The 14,560-nt window shown below is 59.1% G+C and carries 17 protein-coding genes; 6 read left to right on the top strand and 11 right to left on the bottom strand.

Annotated features, from left to right (window positions below):
* Positions 1–5: 5 nt before the first annotated feature.
* From fabK to rsmD, 9 genes are all read right to left on the bottom strand, one after another.
* Entirely contained in the window at positions 6–953 is a 948-nt protein-coding gene (gene fabK, locus HMPREF9161_RS09450) for an enoyl-[acyl-carrier-protein] reductase FabK (protein ID WP_009729439.1), read from the bottom strand.
* The gene (locus tag HMPREF9161_RS09445; protein WP_009729438.1) at positions 953–1,960 is read right to left on the bottom strand and encodes a beta-ketoacyl-ACP synthase III; all 1,008 of its coding nucleotides are present in this window, start codon (positions 1,958–1,960) and stop codon (positions 953–955) included. Before HMPREF9161_RS09445 ends, fabK begins: the two co-directional genes overlap by 1 nt.
* Complete coding sequence (gene plsX / locus HMPREF9161_RS09440; protein ID WP_009729437.1) at positions 1,950–2,963, bottom strand: phosphate acyltransferase PlsX; 1,014 nt, start codon at positions 2,961–2,963, stop codon at positions 1,950–1,952. The genes HMPREF9161_RS09445 and plsX overlap by 11 nt, the downstream gene beginning before the upstream one ends.
* Positions 2,964–2,995: 32 nt before the next feature.
* A complete protein-coding gene (gene fapR / locus HMPREF9161_RS09435) occupies positions 2,996–3,550 on the bottom strand; it encodes a transcription factor FapR (protein WP_009729436.1) in 555 nt (184 codons plus the stop codon).
* A gap of 158 nt (positions 3,551–3,708) precedes the next feature.
* On the bottom strand, positions 3,709–3,888 hold the full coding sequence (gene rpmF / locus HMPREF9161_RS09850; RefSeq protein WP_071599625.1) for a 50S ribosomal protein L32: 180 nt from the start codon (positions 3,886–3,888) through the stop codon (positions 3,709–3,711).
* 15 nt (positions 3,889–3,903) lie between these two features.
* Entirely contained in the window at positions 3,904–4,404 is a 501-nt protein-coding gene (locus HMPREF9161_RS09430) for a DUF177 domain-containing protein (protein WP_009729435.1), read from the bottom strand.
* 83 nt (positions 4,405–4,487) lie between these two features.
* A complete protein-coding gene (locus HMPREF9161_RS09425; RefSeq protein WP_009729434.1) occupies positions 4,488–5,021 on the bottom strand; it encodes a hypothetical protein in 534 nt (177 codons plus the stop codon).
* A gap of 37 nt (positions 5,022–5,058) precedes the next feature.
* A complete protein-coding gene (gene coaD / locus HMPREF9161_RS09420; protein WP_009729433.1) occupies positions 5,059–5,547 on the bottom strand; it encodes a pantetheine-phosphate adenylyltransferase in 489 nt (162 codons plus the stop codon).
* Complete coding sequence (gene rsmD / locus HMPREF9161_RS09415) at positions 5,544–6,095, bottom strand: 16S rRNA (guanine(966)-N(2))-methyltransferase RsmD (protein WP_009729432.1); 552 nt, start codon at positions 6,093–6,095, stop codon at positions 5,544–5,546. The genes coaD and rsmD overlap by 4 nt, the downstream gene beginning before the upstream one ends.
* Before the next feature lie 219 nt (positions 6,096–6,314).
* Here rsmD and HMPREF9161_RS09410 point away from each other — a divergent pair, with 219 nt between their 5' ends.
* On the top strand, positions 6,315–8,006 hold the full coding sequence (locus HMPREF9161_RS09410; RefSeq protein WP_009729431.1) for a DUF4127 family protein: 1,692 nt from the start codon (positions 6,315–6,317) through the stop codon (positions 8,004–8,006).
* Positions 8,007–8,143: 137 nt separating this feature from the next.
* Here HMPREF9161_RS09410 and HMPREF9161_RS09405 read toward each other — a convergent pair whose 3' ends face one another.
* Together HMPREF9161_RS09405 and HMPREF9161_RS09400 are read right to left on the bottom strand one after the other, a co-directional pair.
* A complete protein-coding gene (locus tag HMPREF9161_RS09405; RefSeq protein ID WP_009729430.1) occupies positions 8,144–8,542 on the bottom strand; it encodes a biopolymer transporter ExbD in 399 nt (132 codons plus the stop codon).
* Complete coding sequence (locus HMPREF9161_RS09400) at positions 8,539–9,228, bottom strand: MotA/TolQ/ExbB proton channel family protein (RefSeq protein WP_037348734.1); 690 nt, start codon at positions 9,226–9,228, stop codon at positions 8,539–8,541. Before HMPREF9161_RS09400 ends, HMPREF9161_RS09405 begins: the two co-directional genes overlap by 4 nt.
* Positions 9,229–9,429: 201 nt before the next feature.
* On the opposite strand from HMPREF9161_RS09400, the gene HMPREF9161_RS09395 reads away from it, so the two are divergent.
* The 5 genes from HMPREF9161_RS09395 to HMPREF9161_RS09375 are packed head-to-tail and all read left to right on the top strand — an operon-like array spanning position 9,430 to position 14,388.
* The gene (locus HMPREF9161_RS09395) at positions 9,430–11,142 is read left to right on the top strand and encodes an ABC transporter ATP-binding protein/permease (protein WP_009729428.1); all 1,713 of its coding nucleotides are present in this window, start codon (positions 9,430–9,432) and stop codon (positions 11,140–11,142) included.
* The gene (locus HMPREF9161_RS09390) at positions 11,132–12,016 is read left to right on the top strand and encodes a peptidoglycan recognition family protein (RefSeq protein WP_009729427.1); all 885 of its coding nucleotides are present in this window, start codon (positions 11,132–11,134) and stop codon (positions 12,014–12,016) included. The genes HMPREF9161_RS09395 and HMPREF9161_RS09390 overlap by 11 nt, the downstream gene beginning before the upstream one ends.
* A 37-nt stretch (positions 12,017–12,053) precedes the next feature.
* Positions 12,054–12,401: a hypothetical protein gene (locus tag HMPREF9161_RS09385; RefSeq protein WP_009729426.1), complete on the top strand. Its 348-nt coding sequence runs from the start codon at positions 12,054–12,056 to the stop codon at positions 12,399–12,401.
* 11 nt (positions 12,402–12,412) lie between these two features.
* A complete protein-coding gene (locus HMPREF9161_RS09380; RefSeq protein WP_009729425.1) occupies positions 12,413–13,141 on the top strand; it encodes a TVP38/TMEM64 family protein in 729 nt (242 codons plus the stop codon).
* Positions 13,138–14,388: a metallophosphoesterase gene (locus tag HMPREF9161_RS09375; RefSeq protein WP_009729424.1), complete on the top strand. Its 1,251-nt coding sequence runs from the start codon at positions 13,138–13,140 to the stop codon at positions 14,386–14,388. The genes HMPREF9161_RS09380 and HMPREF9161_RS09375 overlap by 4 nt, the downstream gene beginning before the upstream one ends.
* The last annotated feature ends 172 nt before the right edge of the window (positions 14,389–14,560 follow it).

Below are 14,560 nucleotides of genomic sequence, written 5' to 3'. Positions count from 1 at the left end.
TCACCTCACTGATAGGTGCTGCGCGCCGCGTCCACGGCGCTCGGAAGTCCGCCGACAATATCCTCGATGATCTGCTTCACGGGCTTGATGTCCGAAAGCATCCCGGAGATCTCGCCGATCATGACGGAGCCGTTGTCCACGTCGCCGTCATGCGTGGCACGGCGCAGGCTGCCCACGCCGAGCTGTTCAAGTTCCTCATGCGAGGCACCCGCGGCTTCCATTTCCTCATATTTCCGTGAAAGCTTGTTTTGAAGCACACGTGCGGGATGCCCGAGCGAACGTCCCGTGACAACCGTCGAGCGGTCCTTTGCTTTAAGTACGGCTTTCTTATAGTTCGGATGCGCGATGCACTCCTCACTGAGCACGAAGCGCGAGCCCATCTGAATCGCCTTCGCCCCGAGCGCAAAAGCGGCCGCCATACCGCGGGAATCTGCGATGCCGCCCGCGCCGATGACCGGGACATCCACGGCATCGACCACCTGCGGCAGGAGCGCCATCGTCGTAATCTCGCCGATATGCCCGCCGGACTCCGTGCCCTCTGCGATCACGGCATCCACGCCCGTGCGCACAAGACGGCGCGCGAGCGCAACCGAGGCGACTACGGGAATGACCTTCGAACCGATCTCTTTGAGCGCGGGCACATACTCGCCGGGATTCCCCGCTCCGGTTGTGATGACGGGAACGCGCTCTTCGAGCACAACCTGCATGACTTCCTTCACAAAGGGACTCATGAGCATAACGTTGACGCCGAACGGGTTCTTCGTCCGATCCTTGACCTTGTGAATCTCGCTGCGCAGCGCATCGGGCGGCATATGACCGGCACCGATGAGGCCAAGCCCTCCGGCGTTTGAGACGGCAGAGGCGAGCTCGGCTGTGCCGATCCACGCCATACCGCCTTGGAAGATTGGATACTTGATACCAAGCATCTGGCAAACCGGATTGTTTTCAAACATTAATCGTTTTCCTCCTTCGCCCACTTCATAATACATGACGCCCATGTAAGTCCCGCACCGAAACCCGCGAGGGCAATGTTGTCTCCCTTTTTGAACTGATGCGCGTGCGCCGCCTCCGCGAGGGCGACAGGGATGGATGCGGCAGACATATTGCCGTAACGATGAATATTTATAATAACTTTGTCCATCGGCATAGCGAGCCGTTTGGCCGCCGATTGGATAATGCGGATATTCGCTTGGTGCGGTACGAGGAAATCCAGTTCCTCCCGCTGCATCCCCGCGCGTGCGAGAGATGTTTCTACGGTCTTGCCCATGACTTTGGTGGCAAATCGGAAAACCGCCCTGCCGTCCATATGCACATAGGTCAGACGCTGCCTGATGGTCTCGGGGGTCACGGGACAAAGGCTCCCGCTCGACGGGATGTCGAGCGTATCGCCGCCCGATCCGTCGCTGCCGAGATCAAAGGCACGGATGCCGTAACCGTCCTCAACGGGACCGAATACGGCGGCGCCCGCACCGTCTCCGAAGAGGATGCAGGTGTTGCGGTCCTGCCAGTCGACGACCCGCGAGAGCGTCTCGCCGCCGATGACAAGGACATGCCGATAGACGCCGCCTTCGATGAACTGTGCCGCAATCGAAGCGGCATAGACGAACCCGGAGCACGCGGCCGAGAGATCGAATGCCGCCGCATGTGCGGCCCCAAGGCGATCCTGCAGGACGCAGGACGTCGCCGGGATGATACGGTCGGAGGTGAGCGTCGCCATGATGATGAGGTCGAGGTCCTCGGCGGCAATACCGGCATCTTTCAGCGCCATCTCCGCCGCACGCTGTGCGAGCGCGGAGACGGGCTCGTCCTCGGCCGCAATGCGGCGCTCGTGAATGCCCGTGCGCTCGACAATCCACGCGTCGCTCGTTTGGACCATCTTTTCAAGGTCGAAGTTCGTCAGCACCTTCTCCGGGAGGTAATACCCCGTCCCGAGGATGCCCGCGCTGATCTTATGATGCATTCGACCCCTCCTCCTTTGCCAGAGCATCGCGTATCTCTTCCAGCACCTTACCGTTGACATAGTCCACCGTCGCGCCGATGGCGCTCGCGATGGATTTTGCGTCCGAGGAGCCGTGACCGATCACACAGCAGCCGCTGACGCCGAGCAGCGGCGCGCCGCCGTACTCCCGGACATCGAGCCGCTTGCCGAGACGGCGCAGCGTCGGCACAAGGAGCAACGCGCCCAGTTTCGCCATCAAGCCGCCGCGGCGCACCTCTTCCTTGATGAGACCCAGAATGGTCTTTGCGAGCCCCTCTGCAAATTTTAGCACAACATTGCCGACAAATCCATCGCAAACGACAACATCGAAATTTCCTTTCGGCACATCGCGTCCCTCGGCATTGCCGCAGAAGTTGATATTCGGCTCGGCCGCAAGCAGCAGATACGTTTCCTTCGCCTGCTCGTTCCCCTTCGTCTCTTCCTCGCCGATGTTGAGAAGGCCGACGCGGGGGCTCTTGACCCCGAACACGTACCGGGCGTAAAGCGACCCCATAACCGCGCTCTGAACGATATGCTCGGGTTTCGAGTCTACGTTGGCGCCCGAGTCCAGCATCAGCGTTACGCCGTCCGGGGTCGGCATCGGCGTTGCGATAGCGGGACGCCCGACGCCGCGGATCCGATGCAGGATGAGCTGCGCGGCGGCCACGGCCGCCCCCGTCGATCCCGCCGAGAATACGGCGTCACATACTCCCTCTTTGACGAGACGCGTGGCAACGACGATGGAGGCGCTCTTCTTCGTGCGCACGGCCTCGGCGGGATGCTCGTCCATACCGATCACATCGGCCGCATGTTCGATGGAGATGCGCAGCGCTTCGATATTCTCTCCGTGCAGCTCGGTGCGGATCTTCTCCTCATCGCCGACGAGAACAATCTCGCAGTCGTATTTCTTCGCCGCATCCAGCGCGCCCCGAACAATCTCCTTCGGGGCAAAATCTCCGCCCATCACGTCGACCGCTATCCGCATCCTGCACTCCCTTCTCCTACGAGACCTCTGCGTTACTTATCCAATGAGACGACAATAAATTTTGCGCGGAACACTTCCTGCTCCCCGCGGTAGGTCTTCACCCACACAAAAATTTTATTGCCGCGGGTCTTGACGATCTCTGCGTGCGCGATCACCGTGTCGCCCTTGCGGATCGGCACTTTATATTTAACGTTGGCGACGCCCGTCATCGCGACGGGCGCATCGATGATCGCAAGCGCGAGCGAATTGGCCTGCGAGAAGAGCGCCGTGCCGCGCGCGACGTCCAAATCGGCAAAGATCAGATCGTCGGTCACCTTGAGCGCGGACGTTCCCGCATGTCCAAGTTCGAGCGATAGGAGGTCGCCCACGACTTCCGTATGAGGGATGGCGCGCACCTTCTCCCGCGCATGCTCGGCGAGCGTGCGCACGCGCGCGCGCAGTTCGGGAATGCCGAGCTCCGTACGATCCAGCCGCACCGTCTGCACGCTGACCCCGAGTTTCTTTGCGAGCGCTTCGTCGGTTAGAAAAGGTTCCTTGCGCACGGCCTTGACGAGCGTCTCCTGGCGCCGCCGCTTTTTTTCGGTCATGCCGCCGCCCCTCCTTTACTGTAAATTTTAGCACCTGATGCTATCAGTATAAAGGCATTATACTAGGTGCTAAAAAGAAAAGCAAGGGGGGATTGGTAAAAAAATAAAAAAGCTGCCGCAAAAAGCGCATCGGCTTCTTACAGCAGCTTAGAATGGTCTCATTCAGCGGCCTCGGCCACAGGTTTTCCGTCATAATAACCGCATTCCATACACACATGATGCGGGAGTTTGGGCTCATGACACTGCGGGCATGACACATAGTTCGGCGCCTCGAGTTTCCAGTTCGCGCGGCGTCGGTCACGGCGCGCCTTCGATGTTTTTCTCTTCGGTACTGCCACTTGGGATACACCTCCTTAGTCGTTCCTTAGCAGGCTCTCTAAAGCCGCCAGTCGAGGATCGGGCACGAACGTATCGCAGCCGCACGGCCCCTCGTTCAGGTTCTGTCCGCAGACCGGACAAAGCCCCTTGCAGTCAGACTTACACAGCTCGCGCAGCGGCTCAGCCACAAGGAGGGTATCGCGCACGAGCGTATCGATGACGATCTCGTCGCCGTCGAATACCGTAAACTCGTCCGCTTCTCCCGTAGTCTTCGCATAGTCTTCAGAAAAATCATGCGCGACGTCCCGCCTGCCTTCCGCAAGGCAGCGGTCGCAAACGAACGCCTTGCACGCCGTGACGCGGCCTTCCACACGGAACGTCCGCCCCGTGTTCATCACCGTTCCCGCAACGTGAATATCGCCGCAGAACCGCGGCGCGTCCGTCCCCATATCGAGAGAGGAAGGTGCCGCCGCAAAGGCGAATGCGCGGCTCTCGCCGAGCGCAAACGCCGCCGCGGCAACGTCTAATTTCATCATGACGCATGACCTTTCACATTATAGCGATGCTTTTCCGCATTGTCAAGGAGCGTTTTTTATAGAGCTTCGCACTGCGTCTGAAATTACTGCGCGTCTTCCTGCGGCGCGTTCATCTGCGCCTTAGCCGTCCGGAGAACGTTCATTGCCTGGTTCAGTCCCGCCTCCGCCTGCTGCACGCCTTTGAACGTACTGCCGACATGGGCGATGAGCTGCTCGAACACCTGATTGGCATAGGCGTCGGCATCGCTCTGCAGACGGGCGGCGTTCGCCTGCGTCTGCTCCATCAGATCGCGCGCCTGCTCTTGCGTCTGCTGCATGATCGCGCGTGCGCGCTCTTTCGCCTGTATGACGATCTCGCTCTCCTCAAGGAGCTGATTTGCGCGTGTGTGCGCGGTCTCGAGGACGTTCTTCGCCTCTTCCTGCGCGTTGCCGAGAATGCTGTCCTTCTCCGCCATAATCTGCGCCGCGCTGTTCAGTTCTTTGGGCAGATCCGTACGCAGCTCCTCCACAAGGTGCACGATTTCGTCGTCATTGACGAGCGCCTTATCCGTAAAGGGAAAATGCGAGGCGTCAGCCACCAGATCTTCCAGTTTTTTGAGCGTATCCGTTACTGCCATAAATAAACTCCTTTACCTGTGCCCTGCGGCGCTTAAATCACTGCGTACGTTTCCCATATAACTTCAGAACCGCCCGTTCCACCGACGGCGGCACAATCCCCTGCACCGGCCCGCGGAAGCGGATGAGTTCCCGAACGCCCGAGGAACTGACGAAGGTCAGGTCCGGGCGGGTCAGTAAAAAGACGGTATCGCTCTCGGGCATGAGGTGACGAATCATCGCCGCATGGTTTTCCTCATACTCGAAATCCTTGACCGAGCGCAGGCCGCGCACAACGACGCGCGCCTGCTCCTGCCGCATATAGTCCGTCAGGAGCCCGGAAGAAACGTCCACGCGGACGTTCGGTATATGCGCCGTCGCCTCGCGCAGAAACCGGATGCGATCGTCCACGGGGAAACAGCCTTCCTTTTGGACGTTATGAAAAATGCAGACGATCAACTCGTCGAACATCGCGGCCGAACGTTCGATGATATCGATATGACCTGTCGTTACGGGATCAAAGCTCCCGGCAAAAACGGCCCGCCTCATCCCTGCACCTCCCGCCGTTCATAAAAGCAAATGCGCGCCGCGCCGTAGCGCCGCTCGCGCACGAGCCTGAGGGCCCCCGTGTGCTCCGTGACGACTTCGCCCGCGCTCTGCTCGAGGACAAAAAGCCCGTCCGTTCCGAGCAGAGGCTCCACAGCCCCGAGGACACGCGCGCCATCTCCCGCCGCATAGGGCGGATCAGCGAAGATCAGATCAAATGTCCGACGCGCCCGCACGAGCGCCGCCATCTGACCGAATACGTCCCCGCGGCGGATCTCCGCATGCGCGGCAAGTTTTGTCCGGCACGCATTCTCCGCGAGAATCGCATACGTCGCGCGATCGATCAGCACGGCGTGCCGTGCGCCGCGCGAAAGGGCCTCAAGTGCGAGCGCGCCCGTTCCGGCAAAGAGGTCCAATACTTCCGCGTCCGGCACGCGGCTGCCGAGCATACTGAACAGCGCTTCGCGCGCGCGATCCGACGTGGGACGCGTCTCCTCCCCGGTCGGCGCTTTTAATCGGCATCCGCGCGCACTTCCCGTGATGATCCGCATCGTATTCCCCCCGGTATTCTACCATAGGTCTTGTTATTTTACCACAACTCGCATCCTTATTTCAACCTGTTGTGACGCCCGATTGTGCATCTCCCGCAAAATAAAGATTATTTCCTTTCCATAAATAAAACGACACGCGTCATCCGGGCAATTCATTCCTTTTCAGCCCGCGCGCTCTATGCTATACTGTGCGAGACAACAGGGAAAGGAGGATGAGCCATGCGCAAACCGTATCCGGCAATCATATTCATGCTGATCGGCGCCGTACTCTTCTTCCGGTGCGTCCTGCATCCGAGCCCCGCGGATGTCGACGGCCGTTCGGTGTCGGCTGTGTCGGCGACACAGGGACGCCCCATCCTCCTCGTCCCTCTCGACACACGCCCGCCCTGTACGGACTTCGTCATAAACGGCGGAAAGATCATCGGGCGCGAAATCCTCACGCCGCCGTCGGAATCTATGGACTACTACACGCGGCCCGGCAATACGGCGGCGCTGCGCGCATGGCTCGGCGCACACACGGGCGAATCGTCTGCCGTGATTCTCTCCATAGATCAGCTCCTCTCGGGCGGCCTCGTCGCCGCACGTGAGGCGCATATCTCCGCGGAGGATATCGGAACGCTGGCCGCGTATCTGCGCGCCCTGCATTCCGCCCATCCGAATGTTCCGCTCCACGCCTTTTATATTCTGCCGCGCGCCGTACCGCAGGACAGTATCGAGGATTGGCGTGCACGGCGCGCGCTGCTCTCCTATGCGCGTCTGCTTGGACGGATGGGCGAAGGATGCCCCGTCGACTCTAATGAAATGACGCGACTGCACGAGAATTTTACCGACGCAGATTTAGAAAAATACCTCGCACACTTCGATGAAAGCACGGCGCTCGCCGCTATGCTCATCGAACTCACAGAAGAAGGCACGCTCGCGCGCCTGATTCTCGGGCAGGATGACGGCGAACCGTACTCTGTCGGTAATCTCAAAAAACGGGAGCTCTCCGCCCTGCTGGCGCGAAAGAACATCTCCGCCGATCGGGTGATGATCGTCCACGGCGCCGATGAAATCGCCCTCTCTATGCTCGCACGGATCGGAACGGACGATCTGCTTGCGCACGGCGGTTCCGCCCCGCGCGTCGCACTTCGCTATGCCGCGCCGTCGATGGGCGCGGCCGTATTCCCCTTCATGGCGATCTCCAACGACGAGACGGCGCGCGAAAAAACGGCGCTCCTCGGCTGCACCTTATCGGGCACCTCGGAGGATGCCGATATCACGCTCTTCATATCGGCCGGCGACAGCGACGCCGACACGCTCGGTTCTCGCGCGCCTACTGCCGGCACCGTCAAAAAAATGCTCGCGCAGAACAAAAAAATCGCAATCGCAGATCTCTCTCGCCATTTCCGCGCCGATGAGGCGCTGCTGCCCATACTCGTCCAAAAAAACGTCCCGATAAACGCCCTTGCCGCTTATGCCGGATGGAATACGGCGAGCAATGCCATCGGCACGGCGCTCTCCGAGGCGGCGCTCTATCACTGCGCATTAGAGGCGGCTCGTTCGCAGGAAGATCGGGAATCCGCCGTTTATGCCAATCTTTCCTTCCTCACGGGGCGGATCGCGGAGGATGAGTTTTATCTCAAGGAGAGCATTGACCGGGTGAACGACACTCTGCATATCGCAGGCTATACCAATACCGCCGATCTCGATCTCACGCGCAACGCACGCTGGGCGAACGATCTGCTTGCGCATGACCTTGGCCGCCGCCTCCGTTCCTATGAAGCGACGCCGGCCTTCCGCGCCCCCTTCTACGTCGGCGATATGCGTCTGTACGTCCGACGGAACAATATCGCGGCATACTTCCCGTGGCCGCGTACCTTTGAGATTCGCCTGACATCCGCGCCGCAAGTTCCGGTGCGCTCTCCGTAATTACGCCCGGAGCAGCTCGCAGTCCACACCGCCATAGCGCGTAGGGTACGGGCACGGATACCCCGACAAAAAGGCGCCGCACCGAGCGATTTGAACGCATCGGTACGGCGCCTCTTTTAATTTAATATCGTATTTCATTATTCGGCGGCAAGTCCGAAACGCGTAATTCCTTCCTTGCGGAATTTATCGAGCAGTTCCATGACGCCGCTGTAGTTCATATCCCCGTCCGCACGGACAACGACGGCAAATTTCGGATTCTTTTGGCTCTCCACGCGCGCACGGCGCAGGAGCGTCGTCTCGTCGATCTGCTTGTCCTCCAGCCAAAGCGTGCCGTCTTTGCGCACGGTGACGAGGTAGGTTACGTTGAGCTGGGTTTGCGCCGTCTGCGCCTTGGGCAGGTTGACGTCCACGGTCTTCAGATTCACCATATAGAGCGTACTCATGATGAAGAAGACGAGCAGGAAGAACATGATATCGATCATCGGGATGATCATGACCTCGGGCTTTACAAACGCCCTTCTGTCGCGCAGTCTCATGCCTCATCACCTTCCGTCGATCCGTCGGCGTGAACGGATGTCTCCAGAACGCCCTTGACTCCTGCGGCACGCGCGAGTTCGATGCGGTTATTCTCCGCGACGGAGAAACACATCTCCATATCCGTGACGATATTCTCAATGCGCTGGGAAAAATAAGCGTGTACGCCGAGCGCGATAATTGCAACGCAAAGGCCCATCGCCGTCGCGATCAGAGCCTCGCCGACGCCGCCCGTGATGGCGGTCGGATCCCCCGCATCGAGGTTGAACACACTAAACGTCGAGATCATACCGCTGATGGTGCCGAGCAGACCGAGCAACGGCGCCATTGTGACGATGACGCTCAGATAGTAGAGACGGTTGCGGAACTTCGACAGCGCGATGCCGGACTGGACCTCCATATAGGAGTTCATCTTGCGCGAGTTCTTGCTGTTCTTCGAGATCGCGCTGAACAGAATATCCGATATCGATCCGCGCTTTGCCTCGGTCAATTGAACGGCTTCCTTAAACTGGCCGTTTGCGATATGCAGCATGAACGTATGGGCAAAACTCCGCCCCGCATCCGCCCGCGCAAAGTAGAGCGCCCGCTCAATGCCGATGAATACGACAAACAGAGACGCCGCAAGCAGGAAGTACATAACCGTACCGCCTTGATGAAAAAAGTGCAACCCCTGAGAAATATAATCCATAAACGCCACTTTTCCTTTCCATCGCCGGAGCTTGATGGCACCCCTGCCATCCCATATTTGGTATCTATCTTACTATAATTTTTATCGCGCGTCAATGAAATCGGATTTCATTAAAAATCTTTATACCGCCGCCAACGCCTTGCAGTACATACAAAAAAATACTATAATGATATCCGTTCTTTTTTATAAGGAGGATTCGGATTGAAATCATCCCTGCCGCGCGCCTTTTGGCAGCTGTTCAAAGGATATTGGAGCTCAGAGGAGAAATGGAGGGCGCGCGGGCTTCTTGCCGCAGTCATTGCGCTGAACCTTGCGATCGTCTATATACTCGTCCGCATCAACGACTGGTACCGCGTCTTCTATGACGCCCTGCAAGCTTATGAATGGGCGGCATTCTGGCCGCTTATCGGCGAGTTCACCGTATTGGCGATGCTCCATATCTTCATCGCCGTCTATGCGATCTATCTGCGGCAAATGCTGACAATCAAGTGGCGGACATGGATGACGGAACAATATCTCTCCCGTTGGATGCGCGGCCGGACTTACTACCGGCTGCAGGTCCTGCACAGCGACACGGACAATCCGGATCAGCGTATCAGCGAGGACATCAATCAGTTCGTATCGCTGACGCTGACGCTCCTCATCGGTATCCTGCGCCAGCTGACGACACTCGGCGCGTTCGGCGTCGTGCTGTGGAATCTCTCTGGGGCGCTTACCGTCCCTGTCGGCGGCAGGGAATTCGTGATTTACGGCTACATGTTCTGGCTGTCGCTCATTTACTCCGGACTCGGCACTTGCTTCGCGCACGCGGTCGGACGAAAACTCATCCGGCTGAACTTTGACCAGCAGCGCTATGAGGCGGACTTCCGTTTCAGCATGATGCGCGTCCGCGAAAACAGCGAGAGCATCGCATTTTACCGCGGCGAACGCGCGGAGTCAATCGGCTTCAGAGAATACTTTGCAAATGTCATCAAGAACTACTGGGGGCTGATGCGCCGGACGAAACTGCTCAATTTCTATGTCAACGGCTACGGCCAGCTTGCGATCATCTTCCCGCTCATCATGGCGGCGCCGCGTTACTATGCCGGCGAGATCGCGCTCGGCGGACTGATGCAGACCATGACCGCATTCGACCGCGTGCAGGGCGCGCTGTCATTTTTCGTCGATTCCTACGATTCCGTCGCGCAGCTCGCTGCGGTGCTCCATCGACTCGGCGGATTCACGGAGCATATGGAAGGCGCGGCGCAGGCGACGGGAGAAATCCGGCGCATAGAAGGCGGTGCTCCCGATCTCGCATTGGACCGGCTTTCCATCGCCCTGCCCGACGGCGCAAAACTTCTCGCCGACTGTACGCTCACGCTGCCGCCCGGCAGCCGCGTGCTCGTCACCGGGGTCTCCGGCGCGGGGAAGAGTACCTTCCTGCGTACGCTCGCAGGCATATGGCCTTACGGCAGCGGGACGATTACCCTCCCGCAGCATATGCGCCGGCTGTTCCTCCCGCAGCGCCCCTATCTGCCGCTCGGCACGCTCCGCCGCGCCCTCTTCTACCCGCGCGCGCGTGCGGAAAACGACGAGGAGACGGCGCGCGTCCTTCGTCTCGTCGGGCTGGAGCACTTCGCCGCGCGGCTGGATGAGGCGGACGATTGGAGCCGCATCCTCTCGCTCGGCGAGCAGCAGCGCCTTGCTTTTGCGCGCATCCTGCTCATCCGTCCCGACTGGATTTTCCTCGATGAAGCAACTTCCGCCCTAGACGAACCGCGCGAACGCGCGCTTTATGATATACTCAACCGGGAACTCCCCGCCGCAAGCATCATCAGCGTCGGACACCGATCGACCCTTTTTGCTGTTCATGACGCGGAGCTCCATCTCAGTCGCCAAACGTATACCTATCAGGAGATCCCTCATGAATCGTAGAGACTTTTTACGCCGCTTGACACTCGTCGGTATCGGCGCCGCCGCCCTCCCCTTCTTTCCCTCCGTCGCCGAGGCGTCGTGGTACATCCCGACGGTGCTGCCCGGCGTTTCCATTCGCCCGACGCATCTGAAGTTCGGCGCACTCGAAAACCGTTTTTTCACGAACAGTCTCGTTATTCACCACATCGGCAGTACGAACGACGACGTCTCGGCCGAGACGGTCCACCAATGGCATCTGAACAACGGCTGGGCGGGCATCGGCTATCACTTCCTCATCCGCAAGGACGGCACCATCGAGGAGGGACGCCCCCTCGGCACCGTCGGCGCACATGTTTACGGAGAAAACCGCCACACGGTCGGCATCAATATCGTAGGGAATTTTGAAACCGCAATGCCGACGGAGGCGCAAAAGACGGCCGCCGCACATTTGATCGCCTCGCTCTGCACGGTCTATCAGTTTGATCCCGTATGGGAACAGACGATATTCGGGCACCGCGACCTCAGCGCGACCGCCTGCCCCGGCCGCTATCTCTATACGCAGCTGCCCGAGGTCGTAGAACAGGCGCGCGCCTACTACGGCTCGGAGGAACTGACCGCAGAACGCGCACGTATCGCGCAGCGGGAGCGCGAGGATAAGGAACGGCAGCTCGCCCGGGCGCGCGCGCGCATGGAAGAGGCACGCCGTAAGAATGGCGCGCGCCCGTCCCATCCGACGCCTTCCGTACAGAAGGCGCCGACGCCAAAACCAACGCCTCCGCCGCAGCCCCCGCAAGCGAAACATCCGACGCCCCCGACCGTCAAAAAGCCTAATATGCGGTCCGATATACCGAAAGCGTCGAATACAAAGCCCGCACAGCGCAGAATTGCCAATTAAAAGCGGCATCCATTGACCGTACAGGAGGTGAGACCGCATGGGATTTCATTATCGCTGGTTTGACCGCGATCAGGAAAAGACGGACGAGATGGGCATCCCGCTGACCCGTGCCGATATCGATGCACGCGACCATGAACGGGAACCGGAACGCATCTTTTCACGCGGCGAACAGACCGGCCTAGTGCTGTCCTCTCTGATCCTCGCCTACGGGTATACGGAGGGAGATCTTTCGCTCGTCTTCTTTTGTCTCTCCTTCCTCGTCTTTGAGCTGCGTAAGATTATCCGCCGCTGTGCTGGTACATACGGGACGAGTATCGCCAATGCGATGCAGGGGTTCAGCATCGCGCTGATCCTCGGCGCAATCGCAATGGTACTCACGACCTAGGAGGTATTTATTTGAAACGGAACATAGGCATGGGCGTGATCAAGGTCGGCGCCGCGGGCGCGATCGGCCTGCTCTTTGCCGTCATCCACCTCGCGGCCCCGGGATTCCTCCCCGAGCTCTTTGCGTTGCTGGCACGCGGCGACATCTCCGCGACGGTCGAATACATCCGGGGCTATGGAGAATGGGCGGCGGTCTTTGCGTTTTTTCTCACGCTCTTTGTCAATACCCTCGGCTTTCCGCCTGCGATCATCTTTTCGACCGCAAATGTGATGCTCTTCGGCATCGTGCCCGGCATCATCCTCTCCTGTGCGGCGGAAACGGTCGGCGTCACCGTCGCGTTCCTGCTCATGCGTTTCTATTTCCGTGATGCGGCGGAGAAGGTCATCGCGAAGAGTCCGTTTCTTTCCAAAATCGATCGGTACAGCGGGAGCAAAGGTTTCTTCGTCATGCTGATTGCGCGCATGATCCCCTATGTCCCGTCCGCGCTGCTGAACGCGATCGGCGCCCTCTCTTCGATTCGCCTGCGGGACTACATGATCGCGTCGTTTGTGGGGAAATTTCCCTCGACGGGGATCGAAGCCATCATTGGTCACGATCTCATCGTGCAGCAGGAGGATCACACCCGTCTCGTCGTCGTCATTCTCTGTGCCGTCGGCCTCATCGCGGGCGCGTGGCGCTATGAAAAACGCGTCATGCAGGCGGAAGCACAAAAATCCCATCCTGCGGAGGACGTCCAATGACGCGCCGGCACTTTCTGCAGACCGCTGCGAGCACCATTCTCTCTATGGGGTTCGGCGGTCTCTTTTCATCCCCCGGCGCCGAGGCGCATACGCATGACGTACGGCATCTGCGGCAGATCGTCACACGTGATCCCGGCCGCGCGCGTATGATCCAGTGGGACAGCCCGCGCCTCCTCACGGATGCGCGCGTCGAAGTGCGACGCACGAACGCCCATGCGCAGACGGATATCTATTTCCCCGCCTATACCTACTTTGCAATGGACGGGAGCGTACAGTACATCTACCATGCGGAGATTCCGGTCCCCGCGCACGGCCTTTCCTTTCGCACGGCATCTGAGAGCGGCGTCACAGAATGGATGCCTCTCGTTCCTATGGCCTCGCGCAACGTCGCACATGCCCTATTTTTTTGCGACAGTCAATGCGGAGGAAGTTACAATACCTGGCAAAGTCTTTATCAAGCCGCATGGCAGAGGCACCCGAACGCCGACTTCGCCGCGCTTGTCGGCGACCTTGTAGACAACGGTGAATCTACATGGCACTGGGAGAATTTTTTCTCCGCGATGGAGGGCGTGGGAGATCCGCTTGCCCGTCATATCCATGTGCCTGTTCTCGGCAACCATGAATATTACGGCCTCCAATGGACGGCAGAACCGCCGCAGCGCTACCTGCATACGTTCGCCTTGCCTGGCAATGAAAGTGCGGCGTTCCGAGGACATTATTACTCCTTTGACGTCGGCCTTGTCCACTGTATTGTCCTAGACACACAGTTCCTAGAACTTGGTGCGCGCGGCGATCAACTGAAGCATGAACAACTTTCCTGGATGATGCGCGATGCGGCCGCTTCCCATGCGCCGTGGCGGCTCGTACTTATGCACAAGGATATCCTCGCCTATGGAGACTATCAGCCTGAACAAGGTGCCAACAGCGGCATCAGCGATGTGGGGCGTGTCTTTATGGACGCCTTTGACGCACTCGGCATCGACCTTGTAATCTCGGGGCATATCCACACCTACCGCCGACGGCAAATCCGCTCCTACCAAACGGATCCAAACGGCACGCTCTACCTCCTCGCCGGGCCTGCCGGCAACCAGTATTTCGATGTCCCCGCCGAATCCTACGATCTCGCAGCTGCACCGAATCCCGCTCCGTCAAACTACCTCTACATGGAAGCCGACGCTAAGCAGCTGCATATTACCTGTGAGACGGCGGACGGTATGGTCATTGACACAGTTACGTTAAAAAAATAACATACCTCTTGCAATACAAAAAGTCCGCAGTAGACAATCCTATGCCGCTGCGGACTTTTTGTATGCCATACATATCTGCACGGTATCCGAAGCGTAGGCTCAATCCATGCGCCCCGCCGCCGTCGCATATTGAGTGAGGTTTCAATCCACGCGCCCCGTGCGGGGCGCGACG

The sequence above is a fragment of the Selenomonas sp. F0473 genome, assembly GCF_000315545.1.
Taxonomy (GTDB): Bacteria; Bacillota; Negativicutes; order Selenomonadales; family Selenomonadaceae; genus Centipeda.
Note: the sequence above shows the minus strand (reverse complement) of the source record. Positions and strands in the feature narration are given on the sequence as shown.